At 75.2% G+C, this 26,544-nt stretch carries 29 protein-coding genes and 1 pseudogene; 9 read left to right on the top strand and 21 right to left on the bottom strand.

The genetic code is table 11. The annotated features are described in order from the left end of the window. A partial coding sequence (locus tag ACYVKY_RS19015; RefSeq protein WP_460436556.1) for a glycerate kinase family protein occupies window positions 1-788 on the bottom strand: 788 nt, incomplete at its 3' end. Window positions 789-831: 43 nt separating this feature from the next. Between ACYVKY_RS19015 and nadA the strand changes: the two genes are divergently transcribed. Continuing rightward, window positions 832-2,046, top strand: a complete 1,215-nt coding sequence (nadA, locus tag ACYVKY_RS19020; RefSeq protein WP_460436557.1) for a quinolinate synthase NadA — start codon at window positions 832-834, stop codon at window positions 2,044-2,046. A gap of 4 nt (window positions 2,047-2,050) precedes the next feature. On the opposite strand, the gene ACYVKY_RS19025 is transcribed toward nadA, so the two are convergent. Further along, the gene (locus ACYVKY_RS19025; RefSeq protein WP_460436558.1) at window positions 2,051-2,941 is read right to left on the bottom strand and encodes a MurR/RpiR family transcriptional regulator; all 891 of its coding nucleotides are present in this window, start codon (window positions 2,939-2,941) and stop codon (window positions 2,051-2,053) included. A gap of 130 nt (window positions 2,942-3,071) precedes the next feature. Here ACYVKY_RS19025 and ACYVKY_RS19030 point away from each other — a divergent pair, with 130 nt between their 5' ends. Genes ACYVKY_RS19030 through ACYVKY_RS19040 form a run of 3 tightly spaced genes read left to right on the top strand, consistent with a single transcriptional unit; the run spans window position 3,072 to window position 6,099 of the window. Further along, the gene (locus tag ACYVKY_RS19030; protein ID WP_460436559.1) at window positions 3,072-4,448 is read left to right on the top strand and encodes an MFS transporter; all 1,377 of its coding nucleotides are present in this window, start codon (window positions 3,072-3,074) and stop codon (window positions 4,446-4,448) included. Then, window positions 4,445-4,894 (top strand): GAF domain-containing protein, encoded by a 450-nt coding sequence (locus tag ACYVKY_RS19035; RefSeq protein ID WP_460436560.1) that lies wholly within the window; start codon window positions 4,445-4,447, stop codon window positions 4,892-4,894. The genes ACYVKY_RS19030 and ACYVKY_RS19035 overlap by 4 nt, the downstream gene beginning before the upstream one ends. After that, window positions 4,891-6,099 (top strand): metal-dependent hydrolase family protein, encoded by a 1,209-nt coding sequence (locus tag ACYVKY_RS19040; protein WP_460436561.1) that lies wholly within the window; start codon window positions 4,891-4,893, stop codon window positions 6,097-6,099. The genes ACYVKY_RS19035 and ACYVKY_RS19040 overlap by 4 nt, the downstream gene beginning before the upstream one ends. 12 nt (window positions 6,100-6,111) lie before the next feature. Here the strand turns inward: ACYVKY_RS19040 and ACYVKY_RS19045 are convergent, their stop codons facing one another. Further along, window positions 6,112-7,509 (bottom strand): M20/M25/M40 family metallo-hydrolase, encoded by a 1,398-nt coding sequence (locus tag ACYVKY_RS19045; protein WP_460436562.1) that lies wholly within the window; start codon window positions 7,507-7,509, stop codon window positions 6,112-6,114. Beyond that, the gene (locus ACYVKY_RS19050; protein ID WP_460436563.1) at window positions 7,506-8,885 is read right to left on the bottom strand and encodes a M20/M25/M40 family metallo-hydrolase; all 1,380 of its coding nucleotides are present in this window, start codon (window positions 8,883-8,885) and stop codon (window positions 7,506-7,508) included. The genes ACYVKY_RS19045 and ACYVKY_RS19050 overlap by 4 nt, the downstream gene beginning before the upstream one ends. A 151-nt stretch (window positions 8,886-9,036) precedes the next feature. On the opposite strand from ACYVKY_RS19050, the gene ACYVKY_RS19055 reads away from it, so the two are divergent. Together ACYVKY_RS19055 and ACYVKY_RS19060 are read left to right on the top strand one after the other, a co-directional pair. Next, the gene (locus tag ACYVKY_RS19055; RefSeq protein WP_460436564.1) at window positions 9,037-9,576 is read left to right on the top strand and encodes a DUF4870 domain-containing protein; all 540 of its coding nucleotides are present in this window, start codon (window positions 9,037-9,039) and stop codon (window positions 9,574-9,576) included. Between the two features lie 72 nt (window positions 9,577-9,648). Continuing rightward, window positions 9,649-10,251: a DUF3043 domain-containing protein gene (locus tag ACYVKY_RS19060; protein WP_460436565.1), complete on the top strand. Its 603-nt coding sequence runs from the start codon at window positions 9,649-9,651 to the stop codon at window positions 10,249-10,251. A gap of 21 nt (window positions 10,252-10,272) precedes the next feature. On the opposite strand, the gene map is transcribed toward ACYVKY_RS19060, so the two are convergent. Further along, window positions 10,273-11,040, bottom strand: a complete 768-nt coding sequence (map, locus tag ACYVKY_RS19065) for a type I methionyl aminopeptidase (RefSeq protein ID WP_460436566.1) — start codon at window positions 11,038-11,040, stop codon at window positions 10,273-10,275. 57 nt (window positions 11,041-11,097) lie between these two features. Here map and ACYVKY_RS19070 point away from each other — a divergent pair, with 57 nt between their 5' ends. Next, window positions 11,098-12,108, top strand: coding sequence for an aldo/keto reductase family protein (locus ACYVKY_RS19070; protein ID WP_460436567.1), 1,011 nt, complete (start codon window positions 11,098-11,100; stop codon window positions 12,106-12,108). Between the two features lie 83 nt (window positions 12,109-12,191). Here the strand turns inward: ACYVKY_RS19070 and ACYVKY_RS19075 are convergent, their stop codons facing one another. The 3 genes from ACYVKY_RS19075 to ACYVKY_RS19085 form a co-directional block, all read right to left on the bottom strand. Continuing rightward, window positions 12,192-13,163, bottom strand: coding sequence for a hypothetical protein (locus ACYVKY_RS19075; RefSeq protein ID WP_460436568.1), 972 nt, complete (start codon window positions 13,161-13,163; stop codon window positions 12,192-12,194). Window positions 13,164-13,235: 72 nt separating this feature from the next. Next, entirely contained in the window at window positions 13,236-14,231 is a 996-nt protein-coding gene (locus ACYVKY_RS19080; RefSeq protein WP_460436569.1) for an alpha/beta hydrolase, read from the bottom strand. A gap of 126 nt (window positions 14,232-14,357) precedes the next feature. Further along, entirely contained in the window at window positions 14,358-14,576 is a 219-nt protein-coding gene (locus tag ACYVKY_RS19085) for a hypothetical protein (protein WP_460436570.1), read from the bottom strand. A gap of 44 nt (window positions 14,577-14,620) precedes the next feature. Here ACYVKY_RS19085 and ACYVKY_RS19090 point away from each other — a divergent pair, with 44 nt between their 5' ends. Continuing rightward, on the top strand, window positions 14,621-15,391 hold the full coding sequence (locus tag ACYVKY_RS19090; RefSeq protein WP_460436571.1) for a hypothetical protein: 771 nt from the start codon (window positions 14,621-14,623) through the stop codon (window positions 15,389-15,391). 19 nt (window positions 15,392-15,410) lie between these two features. On the opposite strand, the gene ACYVKY_RS19095 is transcribed toward ACYVKY_RS19090, so the two are convergent. After that, the gene (locus ACYVKY_RS19095) at window positions 15,411-15,773 is read right to left on the bottom strand and encodes a YciI family protein (protein WP_460436572.1); all 363 of its coding nucleotides are present in this window, start codon (window positions 15,771-15,773) and stop codon (window positions 15,411-15,413) included. 105 nt (window positions 15,774-15,878) lie between these two features. Here ACYVKY_RS19095 and ACYVKY_RS19100 point away from each other — a divergent pair, with 105 nt between their 5' ends. Beyond that, entirely contained in the window at window positions 15,879-16,868 is a 990-nt protein-coding gene (locus tag ACYVKY_RS19100) for a DUF2332 domain-containing protein (protein ID WP_460436573.1), read from the top strand. A gap of 5 nt (window positions 16,869-16,873) precedes the next feature. Here the strand turns inward: ACYVKY_RS19100 and ACYVKY_RS19105 are convergent, their stop codons facing one another. From ACYVKY_RS19105 to ACYVKY_RS19160, 12 genes and pseudogenes are all read right to left on the bottom strand, one after another. Further along, complete coding sequence (locus ACYVKY_RS19105) at window positions 16,874-17,638, bottom strand: amino acid ABC transporter ATP-binding protein (RefSeq protein ID WP_460436574.1); 765 nt, start codon at window positions 17,636-17,638, stop codon at window positions 16,874-16,876. A gap of 1 nt (window position 17,639) precedes the next feature. Beyond that, the gene (locus ACYVKY_RS19110) at window positions 17,640-18,515 is read right to left on the bottom strand and encodes an amino acid ABC transporter permease (RefSeq protein WP_460436575.1); all 876 of its coding nucleotides are present in this window, start codon (window positions 18,513-18,515) and stop codon (window positions 17,640-17,642) included. 1 nt (window position 18,516) lies between these two features. Then, the gene (locus ACYVKY_RS19115) at window positions 18,517-19,395 is read right to left on the bottom strand and encodes an ABC transporter substrate-binding protein (RefSeq protein WP_460436576.1); all 879 of its coding nucleotides are present in this window, start codon (window positions 19,393-19,395) and stop codon (window positions 18,517-18,519) included. 88 nt (window positions 19,396-19,483) lie between these two features. Continuing rightward, entirely contained in the window at window positions 19,484-20,824 is a 1,341-nt protein-coding gene (locus tag ACYVKY_RS19120) for an FAD-dependent oxidoreductase (protein WP_460436577.1), read from the bottom strand. A 70-nt stretch (window positions 20,825-20,894) separates the two neighbouring features. Beyond that, window positions 20,895-21,329 (bottom strand): PH domain-containing protein, encoded by a 435-nt coding sequence (locus tag ACYVKY_RS19125; RefSeq protein WP_460436578.1) that lies wholly within the window; start codon window positions 21,327-21,329, stop codon window positions 20,895-20,897. A gap of 5 nt (window positions 21,330-21,334) precedes the next feature. Then, window positions 21,335-22,195, bottom strand: a complete 861-nt coding sequence (gene hisG, locus ACYVKY_RS19130) for an ATP phosphoribosyltransferase (RefSeq protein ID WP_460436579.1) — start codon at window positions 22,193-22,195, stop codon at window positions 21,335-21,337. 22 nt (window positions 22,196-22,217) lie between these two features. Next, window positions 22,218-22,481: a phosphoribosyl-ATP diphosphatase gene (locus ACYVKY_RS19135; protein ID WP_460436580.1), complete on the bottom strand. Its 264-nt coding sequence runs from the start codon at window positions 22,479-22,481 to the stop codon at window positions 22,218-22,220. Between the two features lie 56 nt (window positions 22,482-22,537). Further along, on the bottom strand, window positions 22,538-23,200 hold the full coding sequence (gene rpe / locus ACYVKY_RS19140) for a ribulose-phosphate 3-epimerase (protein ID WP_460436581.1): 663 nt from the start codon (window positions 23,198-23,200) through the stop codon (window positions 22,538-22,540). A 106-nt stretch (window positions 23,201-23,306) separates the two neighbouring features. Further along, window positions 23,307-24,782, bottom strand: coding sequence for an RsmB/NOP family class I SAM-dependent RNA methyltransferase (locus tag ACYVKY_RS19145; RefSeq protein WP_460436582.1), 1,476 nt, complete (start codon window positions 24,780-24,782; stop codon window positions 23,307-23,309). Next, window positions 24,779-25,711, bottom strand: coding sequence for a methionyl-tRNA formyltransferase (gene fmt / locus ACYVKY_RS19150; protein ID WP_460436583.1), 933 nt, complete (start codon window positions 25,709-25,711; stop codon window positions 24,779-24,781). Before fmt ends, ACYVKY_RS19145 begins: the two co-directional genes overlap by 4 nt. After that, a complete protein-coding gene (gene def, locus ACYVKY_RS19155; RefSeq protein ID WP_460436584.1) occupies window positions 25,708-26,253 on the bottom strand; it encodes a peptide deformylase in 546 nt (181 codons plus the stop codon). Before def ends, fmt begins: the two co-directional genes overlap by 4 nt. 84 nt (window positions 26,254-26,337) lie before the next feature. Next, window positions 26,338-26,544, bottom strand: a pseudogene (locus ACYVKY_RS19160) (hypothetical protein); the annotation flags it as partial.

Raw genomic sequence — 26,544 nt, forward strand, 5'->3', positions numbered from 1 at the left:
CGCGCGCGGGTGCCGCCGCCCCCGTCCCGGCCCACCAGCTGGTCGTGCGGGGCGCCCGCGAGCAGGTCGGGACGGGCGTCCTCGCCCAGGGCCGTCGCGGCCACCTCGCCGAACCGGCCGAGCGCGCGCTCGAGCTGCTGCTCCTGCTCGGGCGTGGCCCCCTTCTGCCGGGCGAAGCCGGCCGAGGCGCCCTGCAGGCCGAGCAGCGGGACGTCGACGTAGCTGGCGACGACGAGCCGCAGCCCGGGCAGCCGCTCGCGCACGCCACGCAGCCCGGCGAGGGCGGCGGCGGGCAGGTCGGCCGGCGCCGCTCCCCCGCGCCCGAGCAGGTCGACGGGCCCGGCGCCGAGCGCGGCGAGCATCCCCGCGCCGCCGTCGTTGGTGCCCGAGCCGCCGAGGCCGAGCACGACGCGGGTCGCGCCGCCGTCGACGGCCGCGGCGAGCAGGTCGCCGACCCCCGTCGTCGTGGTGACCCCGGGGTCGCGGCGGTCGGGCGGCACGAGGTGCAGGCCGCACGCCTGCGCGGTCTCGAGGTAGGCGGTGTCGCCGACGCGCAGCACCTGCGCCGGGACGGGCTCGCCGAGGGGGCCGGTCACGTCGACGACGCCCAGCTCGCCGTCGAGGGTGGCGGCGAGGGTGTCGACGAAGCCGGGGCCGCCGTCCGAGAGCGGGCAGGTGGTGAGGTCGTCGTCCGCGGCGTGCGCCGACCACCCCTCCGCCATCGCCGTGGCCGCCTGGCGGGCGGTGAGGGTGTCCGTGAAGCAGTCGGGGGCCAGCAGGACGCGCATGGCACCCATCCTGCCCGCCGGGGCGGGCAGTCCCGTGCGTGGGATGATCGCGCCCGTGAGCACCTTCGCCGAGCCCGCCCCGACGTCGGCCGCCCTCCTGCTGCTCGGCCGCAGCCGCACCGGCGACCTCGCCACCGAGCGCGGCGTCGAGTGCCCCGGCGACCTGCCGGCACCGTCCGACCCCGACCTGGTCGAGCGTGCGCGCGCCGCCCGGGCCGCCCTCGGCGACAGCGCCTTCGTGCTCGGCCACCACTACCAGCGCGACGAGGTCATCCAGTTCGCCGACGTCACCGGCGACTCCTTCAAGCTCGCGCGCCAGGCGGCGGCGCGGCCCGAGGCCGAGCACATCGTGTTCTGCGGCGTGCACTTCATGGCCGAGAGCGCCGACATCCTCACCTCGGACGCGCAGCAGGTCGTCCTCCCCGACCTCGCGGCCGGCTGCTCGATGGCCGACATGGCCGCGATCAGCCAGGTCGAGGACGCCTGGGACGTGCTGGTCGACGCCGGTGTCGCCGACGACGTCGTCCCGGTCACGTACATGAACTCGACGGCCGCGATCAAGGCGTTCACCGGACGCCACGGCGGCACGGTCTGCACGTCCTCGAACGCGAGGACCGCGCTGACGTGGGCGTTCTCGCAGAAGTCGGCGGAACGGGGCAAGGTCTTCTTCCTGCCCGACCAGCACCTCGGCCGCAACACCGCGGTCCGCGAGATGGGGTTCTCGCTCGACGACTGCGTGGTCTACGACCCGCACAAGCCCGCCGGCGGCCTGACCCGGCAGCAGCTGCAGGACGCGCGGATGATCCTGTGGCGCGGGCACTGCAGCGTGCACGGCCGGTTCTCGCTGCAGAACGTGCTCGACGCCCGCGCGGCGCGTCCCGACGTCAACGTGCTGGTGCACCCCGAGTGCAAGCACGACGTGGTCGAGGCGGCCGACCTGGTGGGCTCGACCGAGTTCATCATCAAGGCGCTCGACGCGGCCCCGGCCGGCAGCACCTGGGCCATCGGCACCGAGCTGAACCTGGTGCGGCGTCTGGCCTCCCAGCACCCCGACAAGGAGGTGCTGTTCCTCGACAAGACGGTGTGCTTCTGCTCGACGATGAACCGCATCGACCTGCCGCACCTGGTCTGGTCGCTGGAGTCCCTCGCCGCCGGCCGCGTCGTCAACCGCATCGTCGTCGACCCCGACGTCGCCCACTGGGCCCGCGTCGCGCTCGACCAGATGCTCGCGCTGCCCGGCGAGACCTCCAAGGACTGAGGGCTCAGCGCCCCGACGACCTCGCGGGGTCGCCGCGGTGCAGCAGCCCGAACGTGCGCCACTGCTCGTCGGCGGCCGCGACCGCGGCCCGGCTGCGCGCCGGGTCGAGCGCGGCCAGCTCGCTCACCACGGCCTGCGCCACCGCGAGACCGGCTGTGAGCGAGGGGAAGAAGGCGACCCCCTCAGCCGGGACGGTGACCACGCCGTCGGCCACCGCCGACAGCTCCGGCGCCACGGCGTCGGTGAGCACCCACACCTGCACCCCGCGCGACCGAGCGACCTCGGCCGCCAGCACCGCGTTCTCGTACAGGCGCCAGAACGTCACGACGACGAGCACGTCGCCGGGCTGCGCGGCGGCGAGCCGGTTGGCGGTGTCGGCGCCACCGCCCACGACCGCCTCGACGTCGTACCCCGCGATGCGGGCGTTGTGCGCCAGCGCGATCGCGACGCTGGCGTAGCTGCCGTCGCCGAGCACCAGGGTGCGGCGGGCACCACCGACCGCCACCGCCATCGCCCGCACGCCCTCGAGGTCGTCGCGCGTGACTAGCGCGAGCTGGTCGAGGTCGCGGCGCAGCGAGGCGGCGGCGGGGGTCGAGCCGGCGTCGTGCTGGCCGGCCACCTCCGGCGCGGTGAGGTGCGACAGGTACCGCGCCCGCAGCTCGCGCTGGAACGACGGCCACCCGGCGAAGCCGAGCGCCTGGGCCGTGCGCGTCACGGTGCCGACGTTCACGCCGGCCAGCTCGGCGACCTCGGCCGCCGGTGCGTGCGAGACCCGCCCGGGGTGCGAGGCCGCGGCCTGCACCACCGCGCGCGACTGCCGCGCGAGCCCGCGCGCGGGCACGAGCCCCCGCAGCCAGCCCTCGACCGAGTCACCGGACACCGTCTCCCCCTGCACGTCGCCATGCTCGCCGAGCGGGGTGCCCTGGCACAAGCAGAATCTGCAACATCCTTTGCAGCACCCCTTGCTCGCAAACACTGCTGCACCTAGCGTGGCGGGGTCCCGCACCCCACCCGGAGGCGCACCGATGTCGTTGTCCGCCCGGCTCGACCGGCTCCCGATGAGCCGTCCCCACTACCTGCTGCTGCTCATCGGCGGCCTGGGGTACACCTTCGACGGCCTCGACGCCGCCGTCGTCGCCTTCCTGCTGCCCGACCTGCAGCGCGTGTTCGGCCTGTCCGACGTCCAGCTCGGTCTGGTGGGGTCGGCCACCCCGCTCGGCTTCCTGGTCGGCGCCACCGCCGCCGGCGTGCTCGGCGACCGGTACGGACGGCGGGTGGTGATGATGGGCGCGCTCGCCTTCTACGCGGTCTTCAGCCTCGTCGCCGCGGCGTCCCCGTCCTACGAGGTCTTCCTCGGGGCACGCGTCCTGGCCGGCCTCGGCACCGGTGCCGAGAGCGCGATCATCGCTCCGTTCCTGTCCGAGTTCGTCCCCGCGCACCGGCGTGGCTGGTTCGTCGGGGCGTTGGCCGGCTTCTTCTCCTTCGGGTTCGTGCTGGCCGCGCTCATCGGCCGGTTCGTCGTCCCGCTCGGCGAGGACGGCTGGCGCTGGGCGCAGGTGCTCACGGCCGTGCCGATCCTGCTGCTGCTGTGGTGGCGCCGCCGGCTGCGCGAGTCGCCCCGCTACCTGGCCTCGCAGGGACGCACGGTCGAGGCCGAGCAGGTCGTCGCGGAGCTCGAGGACGCCGTGCGGCGCGCGACCGGGAAGGACCTGCCGCCCGTGCCGGCCGACGCCGAGGACGACCAGCGCTCGCAGGTGCGGATCGGCCTGTTCAGCGGCCTGCGCATCCTCTGGTCGGCGACGATGCGTCGGCGCACCGCGGCGGTGTGGACGATCTGGTTCGTCATCACGTTCGCCTACTACGGCTTCTTCTCGTGGATCCCGACCCTGCTCATCAACCAGGGCATCACCGTCACGAAGAGCTTCGAGTTCTCGATCATCATCTACTGCGCCCAGGTGCCGGGGTACTTCTCGGCGGCGTGGCTGAACGAGCGGCTCGACCGCAAGAACACCATCGCGCTCTACCTGACCGGTTCGGCGTTCGCAGCGTTCTGGCTCAGCCAGATGAGCGACCCGGTGCTCATCACGGTGGCGGGCGCCACGCTGTCGTTCTTCCTGAACGGCGTCTACGCCGGGCTGTACGCCTACACGCCGGAGGTCTTCCCCACCTTCATCCGCGCCACCGGCGCCGGGCTGGCCAGCGCGTTCGGCCGGATCGGCAGCATCACCGCTCCCACGATCATCGGCGTCACCGCCGCGTCCTGGGGCTTCGCCGGGGTGTTCGGCCTGACGACCGCCGTGCTCGCCGTCGGGGTCGCCGCGACCCTGCTGTTCGCGGTCTCGACGCGCGGGCGCTCGCTCGAGGACATCACCGACCGCGTCGCCGTGAAGGGAGCGCGATGAACCCGACCACGTTCGCCGAGCTGGACGCCGCCGTGCAGGCGGCCGTCGGCGCACGGCTGTTCACCGTCCTGCACTGGTCGCCCGACGAGCGGGTGCTCACCCGGATCCACAGCGACCACCCGGACGAGTACCCGGTCGGCGGCCGCAAGACCGTCGAGGTCGACGCCGACTGGCTCGCCCGCTGCGTCGACCGCGGCGAGCCCTGGCTCGGTGCCGACGTCGCCGCCGTGCGGCACGTGTTCGCCGACCACGCGCTGATCGAGCGGCTCGGGTGCGGTGCGGCGATGAACGCGCCGGTCGTCGTCGACGGCAGGGTGGTGGGCGTGCTCAACGCGCTCGACGCCGAGGGCGCCTACGACGACGCGTCGCTCGGCCGGCTCGCCCAGATCGCCGCCACCGCAGGTGATCTCGTCCGCACCAACGCACCCGACGGAGGACCCCGGTGACCGACCTGCTGCTGCGCCGCGCGCGCGTGCTCGACCCCGCGACCGGCACCTACGACGAGATCGACCTGCGGATCGCAGACGGCGACGTCGCCGAGACGGGCGCGGACCTCACCGCACCGGACGGTGTGCGCTCGCTCGACCTGCGCGGGTCGTACGTGCTGCCGGGGCTGGTCGACTGCCACGCGCACGTCGTGGCGGCGAGCGCCGACCTGTCCGAGCTGCGCACCTGGTCGCGCTCGTACCTGGCGTACCGCACCGCGCAGAACATGGGCGCGATGCTCGACCGGGGGTTCACCACCGTCCGCGACCTCGGCGGCGCCGACCACGGGATGGCGCGGGCGCAGGCAGAGGGCCTCCTGCGCGGCCCGCGGCTGCACTTCTGCGGCCAGCCGCTCAGCCAGACCGGTGGCCACGGCGACGACCGCGCGCCCGACGACCACCACTGCTGGACCACCGGCGTCAGCCGGGTCGCCGACGGCGTCGACGCCGTCCGCGCCGCGGCGAGGGACGAGCTGCGCAAGGGCGCGCACCACATCAAGGTGATGGCGTCCGGAGGCGTCGCCTCCCCCACCGACCGGATCGACTCGACCCAGTACTCGATGGACGAGCTGCGCGCCGTCGTCGAGGAGGCCGAGGCCGCCAACCGGTACGTCGCCGCCCACGCCTACACGGCTCGCGCGGTGGAGCGGGCGCTGCGCGCCGGCGTCCGCTCGATTGAGCACGCCAACCTGATCGACGAGTCGGTCGTCCCGCTGTTCCGCGAGCGCGAGGCATTCGTGGTGATGAACCTGGTGACGTACCGCGCGCTGCAGGACGAGGGCCGGGAGGTCGGGCTGCCCGAGGCGTCCTGGCGCAAGGTGTCCGAGGTGCTCGACGGCGGCTACCGGGCGCTCGAGCTCGCGCACCGCGAGGGGCTGCGTCTCTGCTACGGCACCGACCTGCTCGGCCCGATGCAGCAGCACCAGAGCCAGGAGTTCGTGATCCGCGGCGAGATCCAGCCGGCGATCGACGTGATCCGCTCGGCCACCACCACCGCCGCCGAGCTGCTCGACCGGGTCGGCCGGGTCGGGACGCTGGCGCCGGGCGCGCTCGGCGACCTCGTGGTGCTCGACGCCGACCCGCTGGAGGACCTCGCCGTCCTCACCCGCCCGGCGTCGATGCCGTACGTGGTGCAGGGCGGCCGCGTGGTGGTCGACCGATCCTGAGACCGTTGCGGCTCAGCCGTCCTGGTGGCGGGCGAGGTCGGTGAGCAGCAGCACCTCGGCGACGCAGGCGCGCTCGAGCAGGTCGAGGGGCACGGACTCGTCGATCCCGTGCGCCCGGGCGTCGGGGTCCTTGACCGCTGTCAGCAGCATCTCGGCCTGCGGGTAGGCCTCGGCCAGCATCGCGACCATCGGCACCGAGCCGCCCATGCCCTGCAGCACGGGCTCGGCGCCGTCGAACGCGGCGGACAGCGCGTGCCGCGCGGCGGCGAAGGCGCGACCCCCGGTCGGCGCGGAGAACGGCGTGGCTGTGGCGCGCGGCGTGAGCGAGACCTCGGCGCCGAACGGCGGATCGGCGAGCAGGTGCGCCCGCAGCGCCTCGACGGCCGCCTCGGGGTCCTGGCCCGGGGCGAGCCGCACCGTGATGCGCGCGGTGGTCGAGGGCAGCAGCGTGTTCGACGACCTGGCCACCGACGGAACGTCGATGCCGGTGACGGTGACGGACGGCCTCGCCCAGACGCGTCCGGCGACCGCGCCCGAGCCGGCCAGCCGGACGCCGTCGAGCACCCCGGTGTGCTCGCGGAACACGTCCTCGGCGTACTCGACCGCGGGGTCCGGCGCGGTGACCAGCCCCGGGACGGCGACGGAGCCGTCGGGGTGCCAGAGGCGTCCGAGCAGCTGCACCAGCGCCGTGACGGCGTCGGGCGCGGCACCGCCGTAGGAACCGGAGTGCAGCGCGTGGTCGAGGGTGCGCACGTGGAGGTCGACCATCGCCAGGCCGCGCAGGCTCACGGTGAGCGAGGGCGTCTCGCGCGACCAGCTGGTGGCGTCGGCCACCACCACCACGTCGGCGGCGAGCAGGTCGGCGTGCTCGGCGAGCAGGGCAGCGAAGGTCGGCGAGCCGATCTCCTCCTCGCCCTCCACGAGCACCACCAGGCCGACGCCGTCGTCGGCGCCCCAGGTCGGCAGCAGGGTGCGGAGCGCGACGAGGTGGGCGACGACGCCGCCCTTGTCGTCGCCGGTGCCGCGGCCGAAGAGCCGCCCGTCGCGCTCGGTGGGCTCGAACGGTGCTGAGGTCCAGAGGGTCTCGTCGCCGGGCGGCTGCACGTCCTGGTGGGCGTAGAGCAGCACGGTCGGGCGCCCGGGTGGGGCCGGTCGGCGACCGACCACCGCGGGCGCACCCGGCGTCCCGTCGGGCGCGGACGCCGTGAGCACCTGCACGTCGTCGAGCCCCGCGTCGCGCAGCAGCGCGGCCACGGCGTCGGCGCCGGCGGCGACGTGGGCCTGGTCGAACGCCGGGGCCGACACCGACGGGATGCGTACCAGGTCGTCGAGATCGCCTCGCGCGCGTGGCATCTGGGCGGCGACGGCGGCCCGTGCCGCCTCGACGGCGGGCGGCTGCGGACCGGTCACGCGCCGCCCTCCGCCAGCCTCGACAGCAGCAGCACCTCGGCGAGGCAGGCCTTCTCGAAGACGCCGAGGTGAAGGCTCTCGTCGTAGCCGTGCGCCTGGGTGTGCGGGTCCTCGACACCGGTCACGAGCACCGTGGCCGCGGGGAAGACCTCGACGAAGTCGGCGATGAACGGGATCGACCCGCCGATGCCCTGCTCGACGACCTGCGCGCCGTCCCACGCCTCCCCCAGCGCCCAGCGCGCGGCGTCGTAGACAGGGCCGTCGACGTCGCCGGCGAACGGCTTGCCCAGCTCCTTGCGCGTCACGGTGACGCGCGCGCCGAACGGCGCCTGCTCGAGCAGGTGCCGCTCGAGCGCCTCGTAGGCCTGCTGCGGGTCCTCGCCCGGCGCGACCCGCATCGACAGCTTCGCGCGGACGGTGGGCTGCAACGTGTTCGAGGCGTGCGCCACCGACGGGGCGTCGATGCCGGTGACGGTGACCGACGGCGCCGTCCACATCCGCTCGAGGATCGATCCGGTGCCGACGAGCGCGACGCCGTCGAGCAACCCGGACTCCTCCCGCAGGCGCGCCTCGTCGTAGTCGAGGTCGGCGGCGGCCGTGCGCACGAGGCCGGGGACGGCGAGCGTCCCGTCGGCGTCCCACAGCCGCGCCAGCAGCGTCAGCGTCGCGAGCATCGCGTCCGGCGCGACGCCGCCGTACATGCCCGAGTGGACGGCCGCGCGCAGCGTGCTCACCTCGACGTCGGCCTCGACGAGCCCGCGCAGCGTGGTGGTGAGCGAGGGGGTGTCGACGTCCCAGTTGTCGGAGTCGGCGACGACGATGACGTCGGCCTCGAGCCGGTCGCGGTAGCGGGTGAGGAAGTCGGTGAACGACGGCGAGCCCGACTCCTCCTCGCCCTCGACGAAGACGACCACTCCCACGCCGTCGTCGGGCCCCCAGGTCGTCAGCAGCGTGCGCAGCGCGGCCACGTGCGCCATCACGCCCGCCTTGTCGTCGGCGGTGCCGCGCCCGAAGAGCCGGCCGTCGCGCTCGGTCGGCTCGAACGCCGGGCTCGCCCAGTCCTCGTCGCGACCCGGCGGCTGCACGTCGTGGTGGGCGTAGAGCAGCACGGTCGGACGGCCCGCGGGCGCCGGGCGGCGGGCGACCACGGCGGGGGCACCGTCCGACCCGTCGGGACGGGTGGCGCGCAGCACCTCCACGTCGTCGAGGCCCGCGCCCCGCAGCAGCTCGGCGACGAGGTCGGCGCTGGCCTGCACGTGCGCCTGGTCGAACGCGGCGGCCGAGACGCTGGGCACGCGCACGAGGCGCTCGAGGTCGGCGCGCACACCGGGGAGCAGGGGCGCGAGGGCGGACCGCAGGGCGGCGACGTCGGTCATGCCCGGCACCGTACTGCCGCGCCCACCGGCGTCAGGGACCACCCTGACCCGACCCTGGAACCAGCGCCGGGAGGGAGCGGACGGGGCCCGCACCGCGTTCACTGGAGGACAGGCCGCACCGCGCGGCCGTCACCGAGGAGGTCGAACGACCGTGAGCCAGAACCCCCTGCCGGAGCACCAGGCGCCGCAGGCCCCGCAGCTCGACAAGGGGCAGGCACCCCAGGCCCCGTCCCCCCAGCAGGCCCCGTACGCCCAGCAGAGCCCCTACGGCCAGCAGGCCCCGTACGGCCAGCAGCCGGGCCAGCAGCCGGGCCAGCACGGCCAGGCGCCGGGCACCAGCGGCGACGAGCGCACGATGGCGGTGCTCGCGCACCTGTCGGCGCCGATCGCGGCGGTGGTCAGCGTGGGCTGGCTGAGCGTGGTCGGCCCGCTGATCGTGTGGGCGATCTACAAGGACCGCGACCCGGTGGTGCGCCAGGCGGCGGCCGGGGCGTTCAACTTCAACGTCTCGTTCTGGCTGCTGTACCTGGTGTCGTGGATCCTCATCATCACCGTGATCGGTGCCGTCATCGGCCTGCCGCTGCTGATCATCGGCTTCGTGGTCGCCGCGGTGTGCCACGTCCTCGGTGCGGTGAAGGCCTCGCGCGGCGAGCCGTACACCTACCCGTTCCAGATCCCCGTCCTGAAGTGACGGCCTGACACGAGCAGCGGACGGGGTCGGGCGCCGGTCGGTGCCCGGCCCCCGTCCCGTTAGGGTGGATGGGTGTTCGGACGGAAGAAGCAGGTCCAGGAGCCGGAGCGCCAGGTCGTCCCCGACCGCCCCGGCGCCAAGAACCGTCCGACCCCGAAGCGTCGCGAGGTCGAGGCCGCGCGCAAGCGCCCGCTCGTCGTGACCGACCGCAAGGCGGCGGCCAAGGCCGACCGGTCGAAGGTGCGCGAGGAGCGGCTGAAGCAGCGCGAGGCGCTGGTCACCGGCGACGAGGCGCACCTGCCGCTGCGCGACAAGGGACCGCAGCGCCGGTTCGTCCGCGACGTCGTCGACGCCCGGTGGAACCTCGGCGAGTGGTACCTGGTGCTCGCGCTGGTCGCCGTCGTGCTCGTGCTGATCCCGCCGATGCTGGGGCTGAACCAGACCCTGATGTTCCAGCTGCAGACCTGGTCGACGCTGGTGCTCTGGGGCACGGTGCTGCTGTGCGTGTTCGACGCCTACCTGCTGTCGCGGGTGATCAAGCGCAAGATGCGCGAGCGGTTCGGCGACGACGTGCAGACCCGCGGCCACGTCTCGTACGGCGTGCTGCGGGCGTTCCAGATCCGCCGCTGGCGGCTCCCGAAGCCGCAGGTCGCGCGGGGTCAGGCGCCGCGCTAGGCCCGCTCCCCCGTCCCGGGCTCAGCCCCGGGCGGTGAGGACGACCGGGCCGTCCTCGGTGACGGCCACCGTGTGCTCGCTGTGCGCCCCGCGCGAGCCGTCGGCGCTGCGCAGCGTCCAGCCGTCGGGGTCGGTCCAGATCTCGTCGGTGCCGGCCATGAACCACGGCTCGATCGCGATCACCAGGCCCGGACGGATCTTCATCCCCTTGCCGGGGGTACCGTCGTTGGCGACGTGCGGGTCGCCGTGCATCGTCCGGCCGACGCCGTGGCCCCCGAACTGCAGGTTCACCCGGTACCCGTCGGCGCGGGCGACCTCGCCGATCGCCGCCGAGACGTCGCCGAGCCGGTTGCCCACCTGCGTCACCGCGATGGCGGCGTCGAGCGCACGGCGGGTGCAGTCGACCAGCCGCTGGTCCTGCTCGCGCTGGGTACCCACCTGGACGGTGAGGGCCGAGTCGCACACCCAGCCGTCGACCGACGCCGCGAAGTCGACGCTGAGCAGGTCGCCGTCGACGAGGGTGTAGTCGTGCGGGAGCCCGTGCAGCACGGCGTCGTTCACCGACGTGCAGAGCACCTTGCCGAACGGCATCGCGCCGAAGCTCGGGTGGTAGTCGACGTAGCAGGACTCGGCACCGCGGTCGCGGATCATCGAGTGCGCCAGGGCGTCGAGCTCGAGCAGGTTGACCCCGACGTCGGCGGCGCCCTCGAGCGCCGTCAGCACCTCGGCCACGAAGCGTCCGGCCGGTCGCATCTGGTCGATCTCACGGGAGGTCAGCAGCTCGATCACCGGTCCAGCCTACGGGCGCCCGCGCGGCCCCGAGCGCCCGGACGTAGGGTCGGAGGCATGGAATTCCGCTACCTCGGCAACTCCGGTCTCAAGATCTCCGAGATCACCTACGGCAACTGGCTGACCCACGGCTCGCAGGTCGAGAACGACATCGCCACGCAGTGCGTGCGCGCCGCGCTCGACGCCGGCATCAGCACCTTCGACACCGCCGACGTCTACGCCAACACCAAGGCCGAGACGGTGCTCGGCGAGGCGCTGAAGGGCGAGCGGCGCGAGTCGCTCGAGATCTTCACGAAGGTGTACTGGCCCACCGGTCCCGGCGGCAAGAACGACACCGGCCTGTCCCGCAAGCACATCATGGAGTCGATCGACGGGTCGCTGCAGCGGCTGCAGACCGACTACGTCGACCTCTACCAGGCGCACCGCTTCGACACCGAGACCCCGCTCGAGGAGACGATGCAGGCGTTCGCCGACGTCGTCCGCCAGGGCAAGGCGCTCTACATCGGCGTCAGCGAGTGGACGGCCGACCAGATCCGCGAGGGCCACGCCCTGTCGAAGGAGCTGGGTTTCCAGCTGATCTCGTCGCAGCCGCAGTACTCGATGCTGTGGCGCGTCATCGAGGACGAGGTCGTCCCCACGAGCCGCGAGCTCGGCATCTCGCAGATCGTCTGGTCGCCGATCGCCCAGGGCGTGCTCACCGGCAAGTACAAGCCGGGCCAGGCCCCGCCGGAGGGCTCGCGCGCCACCGACGACAAGGGCGGCGCGAACATGATCAAGCGCTTCATGAACGACGAGGTGCTGGGCGCGGTCCAGCAGCTGCAGCCGGTGGCCGACGAGGTCGGCATCTCGATGGCCCAGCTCGCCATCGCCTGGGTGCTGCAGAACGACAACGTCGCTGCCGCGCTCGTCGGGGCCTCGCGGCCCGAGCAGGTGCACGACAACGTCAAGGCGGCCGGCGTGAAGCTCGACGCCGAGGTCATGACCAAGATCGACGAGGCCCTCGGCGGCGTCGTCGAGCGCGACCCGGGCAAGACCGCCGAGGGCGCCCCGAAGACCCGCGTCGCCTGAGCACGGCACGGACCCGCGCGGTCCGACCGTCCCGACCACGCACCGGCCGGTCCGTCCCCCTCGGGACGGGCCGGCCGTGGTCGTCAGCGGTCGACCTCCCCGGCGCGCAGGAGCAGGCGCGCCAGGCGGTACCGGGCACGGCCGGTCGACGACCGGGGGTCGTAGCCCAGCCGCGCGGTGAGCGCGTCGTGCCGGGCCTGGACGCTGGAGTGGTGCATCCCGAGCTCGTGCGCGGACGCCCGGACGCTGTCGTGCTCGGCCAGGGCGTCGAGCAGGTCGAGCGAGCGCCGGTCGAGTGCGGCGAGCACCTCGACGTCGGGGTGCCGCCCGGCGCCGCGGAGCAGGGCGACGGCGTCGGCGAGCAGCCCGAGGTCGGCCGCGTCGACGACCGGCGTGCGGTCGTCGACGAGCCGCAGGGCGACCAGAGCAGCCGTCCACGAGCTCGCGAGGTCCTCGGGCGCGACCGTCGGTCCGATCCCGGCGACGGGGTGGGGGCAGGGCTCGTCGCCGCCGAGCAGGTGCGCGCGCACGGGTCCGTCCGGACCGACGACCACCCGCCCTCCCCCGGCGGCGAGCGGCACGGCGACGGCGCGCACCCGCGACCCGACGCGCAGCCGGGCGGCGGCGGCCTGCCGGTCGGACGCCGGCCGGGCGCCGTCGAGCAGCACGAGCAGCGGGTCACCGAGCCCGGACGGGCGGCGGTCGAGCACGACCCCCACGGCCAGCGCCAGCCGCTCGAGCACCAGCTCGTCGTTGGCGTGCGCGGCGCCCGTCCGCTCGATCCACACGTGCGCCGGGCCGGCGGGCACGACGTGCCGGCCCGGCTCGAGACCGGCCGCCGGGTCGGGGCCGAGCCGCGCGCCGTCCGGACCGATGCGCACGACCTGCCCGTCGACGACCGCACCCGCCGCCGCGCCGCTCAGCGTCGCCGCACCCCGCAGCGCCGCGTCGACCCCGGCACCGCGTGCGATCAGCGTGTCGAAGTACGCGATCACCTTGAGGCTCTCGCCCGCCTCGGGGTCGAGCGCGGACAGCCGTCCGGCGAGCTCCTGCATGCGTCACGCTCCCTCGCGATCCGGACCCACCCTAGGCCGGGCGGCCGGGCCCGCGGGAGCCGTCCGGACGGCTCAGCCGGCGAGCACGCGGCGCATCCAGGCGTTGCGGGCGGCGGTCATCGCCGCCGACACCTCGGCCTGCGGCGCCATCATGTCGAAGCCGTGGAAACCGCCCGGGAACACGTGCAGCTCGGCCTGGACGCCGTGCGCCCACAGGGCGGTGGCGTAGGCGACGTCCTCGTCGCGGAACACCTCGGCGGTCGCGCAGTCGACGTAGGCGGGCGGCAGGCCGCTCAGGTCGGTGGCCCGCGCCGGCGCCGCGTAGATCGAGACGTCGTCGGTGCCCCGCCGCTCGCCGAGCAGCGCCGACCAGCCCGTCACGTTGCTGGTGCGGTCCCACACCCCGATGCCGTCCACCTGGTGGGTCGAGACCGTGGAGTCGCGGTCGTCGAGCATCGGGTAGATCAGGCACTGGCCCGCGAGCGCCGGACCGCCGCGGTCACGCGCCAGCAGGGCCGTCCCGGCCGCCAGGCCGCCGCCCGCGCTGGCGCCGGCGATCACCAGCCGACCGGGGTCGATCCCGAGCTCGTCGGCGTGCTCCGCCGTCCAGACCAGCCCGGCGTAGCAGTCCTCCACCGGGTACGGGTCCGGGAACTCGGGGGCGAGGCGGTACTCGACGGTGACGACGACCGCGCCGAGCTCGACGACCCACGGCAGCAGCTGACCGAGCCCGGTGAACCGGTCGCCCATGATCATCCCGCCGCCGTGGGTGTGGAAGACGGCCGGCGCGAGCACGCCCGGTGCGCGGTCGGCGCGCTCCAGGACCGTGACCTCGATCTGCGCGCCCTCGTAGCCGTCGATGGTCAGGTCGCGGCGCGCGACACCGGCCTCGGCCAGCACGTCGTCGACCGGCACGTCGACGGGCAGACCGCCGCGCAGCGCGGGGATCATGTCGGGCGTGATGGTCGGCGGCAGCACCGAGGCCAGCACCGCGAGCGCTGCCTCGAGCTCGGGGTCGAACGGCGGCGCCGGGTGGGTGGCGCCGGGCCGGCTCGTCGTCTGCGTCATCGCGTCCTCCTGCGGTCCTGCGGCCGCCTCGTCGCGACCGGTCCCCCGATGCTCACCGACGCCGCGGCCGGCCGGACCCGCCAGGTGCGGCGGAACCGGCCCCGGCGACCCGCCATCCGGCGCGGCCTACTCCGCCGGGCGCAGCGACATCGGACCGTAGACGCGCTCGCCGTCCTCGAGCAGGGTCACCGAGTCGACGCCCTCCCGCAGCAGCGTGCGCCACGACTCCCCCACCCACGTCTCGGCATCGGCCTGGGTGCCGAACCCGCCGGTCGCGGCGCTCTCTGGGCGCACGGCCTGCCCGTCGGCGTCGGCGTAGGTCCACGTCCACGGCGTCGCGCTCATGCCCTCACCGTAGGGGCCGGGCGCCGGTGCGGCACGATCGGCGGGTGCACCCCACGACGGCCGACCTCACGGGCCCGGCGCTCGCGCCGGCCCGGGGGCGGATGGCGCTCCCCCTGCCCGCCGGCGGGCCCGACGCCACCGCGGAGGGCACGTCGGTCGTCGCCTGGGACGAGCTCGTCGACCCGGCGAGCGGGCTGCTCGACCGGGTCGCCGCCGACTGGGCCGCCCGCGGCGGCTTCGACGACGAGCGCCGACCGTGGGTGCTCACGGTGTTCGGCCTCGCGCACCAGCTGACCCACGGCACCGTCGCGCACCTCGTGCTGCAGCAGCGCGTGCTCGACCTGTCGGACCTGCGGATCCGGTTGCGGCACGACGGATCCGATCGCCGCCGCGCGGCTGGCCTCGTGCTCGACGACCCCGCGCCCGCGTGGAGCGGCGACCCCGACGAGCTGGCCGTCCGCTGGTGGGACGAGGTGCACCGCGCCTGCGCACCGCTGGTGGCGCGCGCCGCCGGGCACGGCGTCCGCGAGTCCGTCGGCTGGGGTGAGCCCGTCGGGCTCGCCACCGTGGCCTGCCACGCGCTCGCCGAGGCCGGGGTCCCCGGTACGCGCGAGCTCGCGGTGCGCCTCGCCGACGTCACCGGTCGCGCGCACCTGACCGCGACCGAGGACGCGGACGACCCACCCGGCTGGGCGGCCCGGCGCACCACCTGCTGCCGGTGGTGGCAGTCGAGCCACGACGCGCACTACTGCGTCGAGTGCCCGCTGCACCTGTCGCCGCGCGCGGTGACGCACCCGCTGCCGACCGACCACTGAGCGGCGCCGGGTCGGCGCGTCAGCCCCGGAAGGAGTCGGGACGCCGACCGAACCGGCGCACCTCCTGCGGCCACCCGCAGCCCTCGGCGACCCGCCCGGCCCACTCCTTGGCGGTCTCGTCGTCCGGGACGTCGATGACGGTGAAACCGCCCAGGAACTCGGTGGTCTCGACGTAGGGCCCGTCGGTCACGACCACCTCGCCGCTGGTCGCGTCGGCCGCGTAGACCGGGCCGCCCTCCTCGAGGCCGCCCGCGAACACGTAGACCCCCGCCTCGATCATCGCGTTCACGACGGCGGTGCTGGGCTCGACGCGGCCCAGGAACCACTCGGTGCTGTGCTCGCCGACCCACTGCTGGTTGAAGTAGATGAGGTACTCGGCCACGACGTCTCCTCCGTCCGGGGCGGACCGTCCGTCCGCCGCTCACCGTCCTGACGCGCGAGCACGCGCCCGATCGACACGATCCTGCCCGCTGGCAGGATCGCTGTCGTGGAGCCCGTGCCCGACGTCGTCGCCACCGCCGAGCGGTACCGCCGGTTCGCCCGCGTCGAGGCGGCCGGCATGTCCCCCTCGTACGAGGCGCTGACGCTGGCCGTGGCCGAGGACCGGCGGGTGCTCGACCTGCTGGCCCGGGTCGAGCAGGACCAGCAGCAGCCGAACCTGCTGCTCGGCGCGCTGCGGCTGCACGGTGTCCCGACCGACGACCCGGCCCGCGCGCTCGACTGGGTGGTCGCGCACCCGGACGCGGTGCTCGAGGTGCTGCGCACGCGGTTCACCCAGACCAACGAGGCCGGACGCTGCGCGCTGCTGCTGCCGGCCCTGGCGCGGGTGGCCGACGGTCGTCCGGTCGCGCTGGTCGAGCTCGGCGCGAGCGCCGGCCTGTGCCTGCTCCCCGACCGCTACCGCTACGCCTACGCGAGGTCGGACGGCCGCACCCGCCTGCTCGGCCCCGCCGACGGGCCGCAGCTGCGCTGCGAGCTGCGGGACCAGCTTCCGCTGCCCGACCACGTGCCCGAGATCGCCTGGCGCGCAGGGCTCGACCGCAACCCGCTCGACCCCGCCGACGCGGACGACGCCGCGTGGCTGCAGGCCCTCGTCTGGCCCGAGCACGTCGACCGCGCCGCCCGTCTGGCGGCGGCGCTCGCGGTCGCGGCGCAGGACCCCCCGCGGGTGGTGCGCGGTGACGTCGGCGACGACCTCGAGGCGCTGCTCGCCCAGGCGCCGGCGGGCACGACGACCGTCGTCACCCACACCGCGGTGCTCGCGTACGTCACCGCCGACGTCCGCGCGCGCGTGCGGGCGACCTGCCGCGCCGCCGGCGCGTGGCGGCTCGGTGCCGAGGGCCGCTCGGTGCTGCCCGACCTGGACGCCCCGGCCGACGACCCGTCCGCCTTCGTGGTGTCGCTCGGCCACCCCGACGGCACCGAGCAGGTCGTCGGACTCGCCCAGCCGCACGGACGGTGGCTGCGCCGGGTCTGAGCCCGTCAGCCGGTGAAGCGGGCCAGGAACGCGGCCGTCCGCGGGTCCGACGGCGCCTCGAAGAGCCGCTGCGGCGGGCCCTCCTCGACCACGGCGCCGTCGACGAGGAACACCACCTGGTCGGCCACCTCGCGGGCGAACGCCATCTCGTGCGTCGCCATCACCACGCCGATGCCGTCGCGGCGCAGGTCGCGCACCACGTCGAGCACCTCGCCGACGAGCAGGGGATCCAGCGCGGACGTGATCTCGTCGAGCAGCAGCACCTGGGGTCGCACGGCCAGCGCGCGCACCAGCGCCACCCGCTGCTGCTGCCCGCCCGACAGCGAGTCCGGGTAGGCGGACGCCTTGTCGGCCAGGCCGACCCGCTCGAGCAGGTCCAGCGCCGTCCGACGCGCCTGCGCCCGGGGCACACCGCCGCCGCGCACCGGCGCGAGGACGAGGTTGTCGAGCACCGACAGGTGCGGGAACAGGTTGTAGGCCTGGAACACCATGCCGATGCGGCGGCGGACGTCGTCGACGTCGACCCGGGGGTCGGTGATCTCGCGGTCGCCGAGGTGCACCTCGCCGTCGTCGACGGTCTCGAGCAGGTTGAGGCAGCGCAGGAAGGTCGACTTCCCGCTGCCGGACGGGCCGATCAGGCAGACGACCTGCCCGGCGTGGACGGTGAGGTCGACGCCGCGCAGCACCTCCCTGGGCCCGAACGACTTGCGCACCTGCTGGGCCTGCAGCACCGGTCGGCCCTCGACCACCGGCTCCTTGGTCAGCGACACCTCAGCCCCCGCCCTCGCGCCGCATCGCCCGGATCGTCAGCCAGTCGGCGACCCGGGCGAGCACGATCGTCGCCAGGATGAACACCACGGCGGCCACCACGAGCGGCGTGAAGACGAAGTCGCGGTTGGAGATGATGTTCGCCTGCCGCAGCGCCTCGACCAGACCGATCGTCGACAGCAGCGCGGTGTCCTTCTGCAGCGACACGAAGTCGTTCAGCAGCGGCGGGGTGACCCGGCGCAGCGCCTGCGGCAGCACCACGTGCCGCAGGGTGCGGCCGTACGACAGGCCGAGCGCGCGTCCGCTCGCCCACTGGGTCGGGTGCACCGACAGGATCCCCGCGCGGATCACCTCGGCCACGTACGCGCCGTAGCTGAGCGACAGCGCGATCACGCCCAGCCAGAACAGGCTGTCGGGCGTGCCGCGCAGCTCGAGCGCGGGGATGCCGAAGCCCACGAGCAGCACGACGAGCAGCGTCGGTACGCCGCGGAAGACGTCGGTGTAGACGGTGGCCACGAGCCGCAGCGGCGCGAGCGCGGGCGACGGCAGCACCCGCACGACGGCGACGACCAGCGCGACGACGAGGATCACGACCTCGGCGACGACGAACAGCCGCACGTTGAGCCAGAACGCCTCGAGGATGGGGCCGGCCGAGGCGCGGGCGTCGTCCCAGTCGAAGAACGTGCGCCGCACCCGCTCCCAGCCGGGTGCGTTCACGACGGCGAGCGCGGCGACGCCGAGGACGACGACGGTCGACACCGCCGCGACCGCTCCCCGTCGGACCGCGCGGGTGCGCCGGTAGCGCTCGCGCTCGCGCTGGCGCGCGCTCGGCGACGTGCCGACGGCGCCGGACGCGACGTCGGCCCCCGAGGGGCTCACGTCAGTCCAGGGTCTTCACGTCGGCGGCCTCGGCCAGCCAGGTCTGCTGCAGGTCGGCGAGGGTGCCGTCCTCGTCGAGGGACTCGACCGCGAGGCTCACGCACGCGGTGAGCGGGCTGTCCTTGTCGAGCAGCAGGCCGAACTCCTCCGACTCGCCCGTGCGCGGCTCGAACTGCCCGACGATGGTGCCGCCGTCGAGCTCGGCACCGACCAGGTAGAACGCCGTGGGCACGTCGGCGACGATCGCGTCGACCTGCCCGTTCTGCAGCGCCTGCGCGGCCTTGGAGGTGTCGTCGTAGACGAGCGGGTCGGCGTCGGGCGCGATCTGCGCGACGGCCTCGAGCGAGGTGGTGCCCACCTGCGCGCCGATGCGGGCCGGCTGCAGGTCGGCGAGGCTGGTCGCCGAGGCGTACGGCGACCCCTCCAGGACGATGACGCCCTGCTGCGCCTTGTAGTACGGCGCGGAGAAGTCGACGACCTCCTGGCGCTCGCTCGTGATCGAGAACTGGTTGATGTCGAAGTCGAAGGCCTTGTCGCCCGGCTTGATCGCCTCGTTGAAACCCTGCACGACCCAGGTGATCTCGTCCGGCCCGAAGCCGAGCTTCTCGGCCACCGCCTGCGCGACGGCACCCTCGTAGCCCTCGCCGTTCGACGGGTCGTCGTCGACGAACCACGGCTCGAAGGCGGGCGAGTCGGTGGCGATGGTCAGCGTCCCCTCCTCGTGCAGGTCGAGGTCGTCGGGCCGGCAGTCCTCGAGCGAGGCGGCGCCGGCGGTCGAGGTGGTCGTCGAGGTGCCCTCGTCCTCCGGGGCGCAGGCGGACAGCGCCAGCACGGCGACGGCGGCGACGGGGACGACGAGCAGGGAACGGAGCGTGCGCATGCCCAGATGGTAGGACGCCCGGTCCACCCGTCGGGACGCCGTCTCACCGTCGACCGGTCGGTCGCCCGGCTCGTCCCGGTACGTCGTCTCAGGGCGCGGCCGGCACCGGTGCCCGGCGCTGGCGGGGGACGACGCGGCGCACCACGGCCGGCGCCATCACCGACGGCGGCGGCTCCAGCAGGTTGACCACCCGCAGGAACGCACCGGCCACCGCGGGGTCGTGCTCGCCCACCGTGAGCACCCGCTCGAGGTAGCGGTCGAGCACCCGCTGCGGCAGCGGTTTGCGGCCCAGCTGGGGGAACTGCCGGTCCACGCCCACGGCCAGCGACCAGGGGACCCCCGCGATGCGGGCGGCGTCCCGCTGCACGTCGCGCTGCAGCGCGTCGGGGTCCGCGCCCGAGGCGAGCCGGGCGTCCAGCGCCAGCACCTGCTGGACGGCCGAGCTGATCCCCTGCCCGAACGCGGGGTTGAGCGAGCAGACCGCGTCGCCGAGCACCAGCATCCCGGGCGGCGGCGGGACCTTCTCGTAGTGGCGCCACCGGCTCGTCGGGTAGCGGTAGGGCACCGGGTCCCCCAGCGGCTCCGAGCCCTCGGCGATCTCCGCGATCACGCCGCCGAGGGTCCGCGCGTAGGCGCGGAAGCCGTCCAGGTCCGACGGCGGCTCGTCGCCGAAGTAGCCGACCAGCGTGACCGTCCACACGTCGTCCCGGATCGCCAGCACGACACCGGCGCGGGTCGACGGCGGGGCCGTCCCGACGACCTCCCCGTTCGCCCCGGCGACCTGGTCGGGAACGCGCCGCATCAGCCGGGTGACGTAGCGGACGTCGACGCGCACCTCCTCCTGCGGCGGTTCGGGCAGGCCGAGGTCGTGCGCCCACCGGGGCGTGCGCGACCCCCGCCCGAGGGCGTCGACCACCAGATCGGCGGGGAGCTCTTCTGCGACCGTCGCGCCGACGTCCTGCACCCGCACACCGACCACGCGGCCGCCGCGCACCACGGGTCGCTCGACCGAGCAGCCGTCGCGCAGCGCGACCCCGTCCAGGACGAGGACGCGCTCGCGGACGGCCGTCTCCAGCGCCTCGCGCGCCACGCCGAGACCGCGCAGCCCGGTGTCGCGCAGGGCGAGCCGGTGCCCGCCGATGCGCCAGACGACGTCCTCCATCGGGCCGGTCTGCGCGCCGCCCTCGACCAGCTCGTCGACCAGCCCGGGCAGGAGCACCTCGAGGCCCTCGACCCCGGCGGCGAGCAGGCCGTGGGTGTGCGGCGTCTGGGGCACGCCCGCGCGGACGGGTCCGTCGAGCCGGTCGCGCTCGACGACCACCACGTCGCAGCCGCGCGCGGCGAGCACCCGCGCCGCGAGCAGACCGGTCAGGCCGGCGCCGAGCACCACCGCGCGCGACGGGGTCCGGGAGGTCGGGGAGCTGTCCACCCGCTCGACGGTGGCAGCCGACGACGACCCGGCACCAGGGCATTCGGTGCAGGATCGCCAGGCGGCGCGGTCAGTCGTCGCGCGCGGCGGCGGAGTACCGGGCGACCAGGCCCGCGAGACGACGCGCCTCGGCCTGCGCCCGCTCGCCGTCGGAGCGCTGGATGCCCATCACCGCCAGCGTGTCGCCGTCGTCGAGGTCGAGCTGCGGCCACGGTCGTTCGCCGAACCGCACCGAGACCACCTCCGACCACTCCAGGTCACGGCGCACGACCAGGTTGCGCACGTGCAGACCTCGCTCGGACGGCACCGCCCGCACGCTCGCCTGCCGCCAGAGGAACAGGTCGATCAGGACCGCGACGACGACGAAACCCGCTCTGTCCCACCACTCGTAGCGTCCGGGGACGAAGAGCGCGAGCAGCACGAGCAGCAGCGTGACGCCCGCGCCGAGGCCGAGCGCCACGACCCGGGTGCGGCGCGGCGCGAAGACGGCGAGGTCGTCGGGCACCGCGCTCAGATCCGGCAGGCGTGGATCGTGGTGACGAGGATCGCCCGCGCGCCGAGGGTGTAGAGCTCGTCCATGACCTGGTTGGTGCGGTTGCGCGGCACCATCGAGCGCACCGCGACCCAGTCCTTGTCGTGCAGGGGCGACACGGTGGGCGACTCGAGCCCGGGGGTGATGGCGCAGGCGCGCTCGACCAGGTCGACCTGCACGTCGTAGTCCATCATCACGTACTGCCGGGCCACCAGGACGCCCTGCAGCCGCCGCAGCAGCACCTGCACGGCGTCGGTCTGGTCGGCGTCGGTCCGGTCGGCGCCGCGCCGGCGCACGAGCACCGCCTCCGAGCGCAGGATCGGGTCGCCGAACACCTCCAGGCCCGCAGCGCGCAGCGTCGCACCGGTCGACACGACGTCGGCGATGGCGTCGGCCAGACCGAGCTGCACCGAGCTCTCGACCGCGCCGTCGAGGCGCACCACCTCGGCCGTGACGCCCCGCTCGGCCAGGTACGACCGCAGCAGGCCGTCGTAGCTCGTGGCCACCCGGGTGCCCTCGAGGTCGGCCACCGACGACGCGACCGACGGCGGTGCGGCGAACCGGAAGGTCGAGCCGCCGAAGCCGAGCTGGAGCACCTCCTCGGCGTTGGCGCCGGAGTCGAGCAGCAGGTCGCGACCGGTGATGCCGACGTCGAGCGTGCCGGATCCCACGTACACGGCGATGTCGCGCGGGCGCAGGAAGAAGAACTCGGCGTCGTTCTCGGGGTCGAGCACGACGAGCTGGCGGCTGTCGCGGCGCAGCGAGTAGCCCGCCTCGTCGAGCATCGTGACGGCGGACTCGGACAGCGTCCCCTTGTTCGGGACGGCGATGCGGATCATGGTGCGCAGCAGGCCTTCTCTGTCACAGGTGGCGGTAGACGTCGTCCAGGGTCAGGCCCTTGGCGAGCATGAGCACCTGCACGTGGTAGAGCAGCTGGGAGATCTCCTCGGCGGCGCGGTCGTCGTCCTCGTGCTCGGCGGCCATCCACGACTCGGCGGCCTCCTCGACCACCTTCTTGCCGATGGCGTGCACGCCGGCGTCGAGGGCGGCCACCGTGCCCGACCCCTCGGGACGCAGCCGCGCCTTCTCGCTCAGCTCGGCGAACAGCGCGTCGAAGGTCTTCACGCGTCGAGGCTACCGGCGGGCGGGTCGCGTCCCGTCGGCCACCCGTCGGGCGCGGGTCAGCCGGACGCGCGAGCGGCCAGGTCGCGCAGCTCCTGCACGGCGGCGGCCGCGTCGTCGGCGCCGTACACGGCCGACCCGGCGACGAACACGTCCGCGCCTGCCTCGGCCGCCCGCTCGATCGTCTCGGCCGACACGCCGCCGTCGACCTGCAGCCACACCGGCAGCCCCGACGCCGAGATCGCCTCGCGCGCACGGCGGATCTTCGGCAGGCACACGTCGAGGAAGGACTGCCCCCCGAAGCCGGGCTCGACCGTCATCACCAGCAGCATGTCGACCTCGGGCAGCAGGTCGACGAACGGCTCGACCGGCGTCGCCGGGCGCAGCGCCAGACCCGCGCGGGCGTCGTGCCGGCGCAGCTCGCGGGCCAGGCGCACCGGCGCCGAGGCGGCCTCGGCGTGGAAGGTCACCGACTGCGCGCCCGCCTCGGCGTACCCGGGAGCCCAGCGGTCGGGGTCCTCGATCATCAGGTGCACGTCGACCGGCACCGGGCTGGCGCCCACGATCTTCTCGACCACCGGCAGGCCCAGGGTGAGGTTGGGCACGAAGTGGTTGTCCATGACGTCGACGTGCGCCCAGTCGGCCGAGGCGATCTTCGCCAGCTCGCCGCGCAGGTCGGAGAAGTCGCTGTTCAGGATGCTCGGCGAGATCTGGATGCCCACGCCGCGACCCTAGCGGGGCCGCTCCACCCACCCCGAATCGTCCGACGAACGGGGTGGGGAGGGCCTCCCGGGGACCGGATCCCGGACGATCCGGGGAGGGGGGCGGTCAGGACGGGCGGCGCAGCAGCGCGAGGAACATCGCGTCGGTGCCGTGTCGGTGCGGCCACAGCTGGGCGGTGGGGCCGGCGCCGACGTCGGGCAGCTCGCCGTCGCGGGTCACCGCGCGCAACGCGGCCGGAGCGTCGAGCAGCTCGGTGCCCGGGTGGCGGCGCACGGCGTCGTCGACGACCGCGACCGTCTCGGCCGGGTGCGGCGAGCACGTGACGTAGGCGACCACGCCGCCCGGTCGCACCGCCTGCAGCGCGGACGCCAGCAGCGCGCCCTGCAGCGGCGTGAGGGCGGCCAGGTCGGCGGGCGTGCGGCGCCAGCGCGCCTCCGGACGCCGGCGCAGCGCGCCCAGGCCGGTGCAGGGCGCGTCGACGAGCACGCGGTCGTAGGCACCCGGCTCGGACGCCCCGACCTCGCGCCCGTCGGCGGTGCGGACCTCGACGTCGGGGCCGACGGCGGACCGCACGAGCTCGGCGCGGTGCGGGCTGACCTCGACAGCCGTGAGCGAGGCGCCGCGGCCGGTCGCGAGGGCCGCCAGGAGCGCGGACTTGCCGCCGGGGCCGGCGCACAGGTCGAGCCAGCGCGCCTTCGGGGCGTCGGGCTCCCCCGCCGCGGCGAGCGCGAGCGCGCCCTGCTGGCTGCCCTCGTCCTGCACCCGGGCCCGGCGCTCGCGGACGGCGGCGAGGTCCGCCGGGTCGCCCCCGGCGAGCCGGACGGCGTGGGGGGACCAGCGTCCGGGCTCGCTGGCGGGGGCGGCCGCGAGCAGCTCGGCGGGGTCGGCCAGGCCGGGCCGGGCGAGCAGCGACACCGCCGCCGGCACGTTGTCGGCCGCGAGCAGGTCGTCGACCTCGTCGACGTCGCGGCCGTGCGCCACCAGCGCCTCGCGCATCGCCCGCACCACCCAAGCGGGGTGGCTCCAGCGCGTCGCGAGGTGCCCCACCAGGTCGGTGTCGCGCGCGGGGACGGCGTCGACCTCCCAGGTCGCGAGGTCGCGCTCCCCCACGCGGCGCAGCACCGCGTTGACGAAACCCGCCGGGCCCGAGCCGATCCGGTCGCGGACGAGGCCGACGGTCTGGGACACGGCCGCGTGCGGCGGGATGCGGGTGGCGAGCAGCTGGTGCGCCCCCAGCCGGAGGGCGTCGAGCACCGGCGGGTCGATCTCGGCCACGGCCCGGTCGGTGCACCGGGCGAGCACGGCGTCGTAGAAGCCGCGCATCCGCAGCGTGCCGTACGCCAGCTCGGTGGCGAGCGCGGCGTCGCGCGGCTCGAGGGCGCGCCGCCGCAGCTGCACGGGCAGCACCAGGTTGGCGTAGGCGTCGTCCTCGTCGACGGCACGCAGCACGTCGAAGGCGACGCCGCGCGCGGGGTCGGCTGCGCGAGCGCGCTGCGAGGGGGCCTGCTGCGAGCGCTGCTTCGGTCGTCGCGGCGCGTCGCCGGGCCGCCGTCCGCCCTTCCCGTGCTGGTGCCCGGTCACGCGAACCGCTCCCCCGGCTCGGGGCGCACGCCGCGCGCCCAGTCGGCGGCGGGGAGCGCCTTCTTCCCGGCCGGCTGCACGGTGCCGAGCCGCACCGGGCCGGAGCCGGTGCCGACCAGCACCTCGCGGCGCCCGACCAGCAGCTCCCCGGGGGCCAGGTCGCCGTCCGGGGCGTCGGCGCCGCGGACCGGTTCGAGCGGCCCGAGCTTGGCCCGCTGGTCGCGCCAGGTCGTCCAGGCACCGGGTGCCGGGGTGCACGCCCGCACCAGCCGGTCGACCGCGAGCGCCGGTGCGGCCCAGGCCACCCGGGCGTCGTCGACCTCGAGCTTGGGGGCGAGCGAGACGCCGTCGGCCGGCTGCGGGGCCGGGGTGACGGCACCCGCCTCGAGCGCGTCGAGGCTGGCGACCAGCAGGTGGGCGCCGGCCTCGCCCAGACGTGCGAGCAGCTCGCCGCTGGTGTCGCGCGGACGCACGGTCTCGGTGAGGGTGCCGAGCACCGGGCCGGTGTCCATGCCCTCGTCGAGCAGGAAGGTGGTCGCACCCGTGACCTCGTCGCCGGCCATCAGCGCGCGCTGCACGGGCGCGGCCCCGCGCCAGGCCGGCAGCAGCGAGAAGTGCAGGTTCACCCAGCCCAGCCGGGGCACGTCGAGCACCTCGCGGCGCAGCAGGTGCCCGTAGGCGACGACGGGGCAGCAGTCGGGGGCGAGCTCTCGCAGCCGCTCGAGGGCGTGGGCGGGGCGCTCGGGCCGCAGCACCTCGACGCCCGCCTCGAGGGCCACCTCGGCGACCGGCGACGGCGCCGACCGGCGGCCGCGGCCTGCTCCGGCGTCCGGGCGGGTGAGCACCGCAACCACCTCGTGGTCGGACGCGAGCAGCGCCCGCAGCGACGGCACGGCCGGGGCCGGTGTGCCGGCGAAGACGACCCTCACGTGGCGCGCCCGAAGGTGGCGTGCGGGCTGACCTCGACCCGCGGCGGCGTCAGCCCTGCCCACTCGGCCTCGCGGATCGCCTTCATCGCCTCCGTGCGCGCGGCGGCGTCGAGGCGGTCGACGAACAGCACGCCGTCGAGGTGGTCGGTCTCGTGCTGCACCGCGCGCGCCAGCAGCCCGCTGCCCTCGAGGACGACCGGCTCGCCCCACGCGTTCTGCCCGCGGGCGACCACGGCGTGCGCGCGGCGGGTGTCGACGGTCAGGCCCGGGATGGACAGGCACCCCTCCGGGCCGTCCTGGCACTCGGTCGACAGGTCGAGGTCCGGGTTCACCAGGTGCCCCAGCACGCCGTCGACGTGGTAGACGAACACCCGCAGCCCCACGCCGATCTGCGGCGCGGCCAGACCGGCGCCGGGCGCGTCGAGCATGGTGTCCTGCAGGTCCTGCACCAGCCGGCGCAGCTCGCGGTCGAAGTCGACGACCGGGTCGGCGGGGGTGCGCAGCACGGGGTCGCCGAAGAGCCGGATGGGCTGGATGGCCACGCAGGTGCCTCCTGGGCGGGTCTCGGGGGTCGCGCCGGTCGGCGAGCACGCGACCGGGGCCGCACCATCCTAGGTCGCGGCCGCTCACACCCCGTCGACGGGACGCACCACGACCCGCGGCGGGTGCGGGGTCTTGGCGGCCGACAGCACCGCGCGCGCCTGCCCCAGCGCGAGCGCCACCGGCGCCGCGGCCCCGGCCGGCGCGCGGACGAGCAGCCGGTCCGCCGGAGGCGGCTCGTCGGTGCCGTCCGGTCCTGCCGCCACCGGTCGACCAGGAGCGGCGCGCGCCGG

This window comes from Angustibacter speluncae (genome assembly GCF_054777815.1).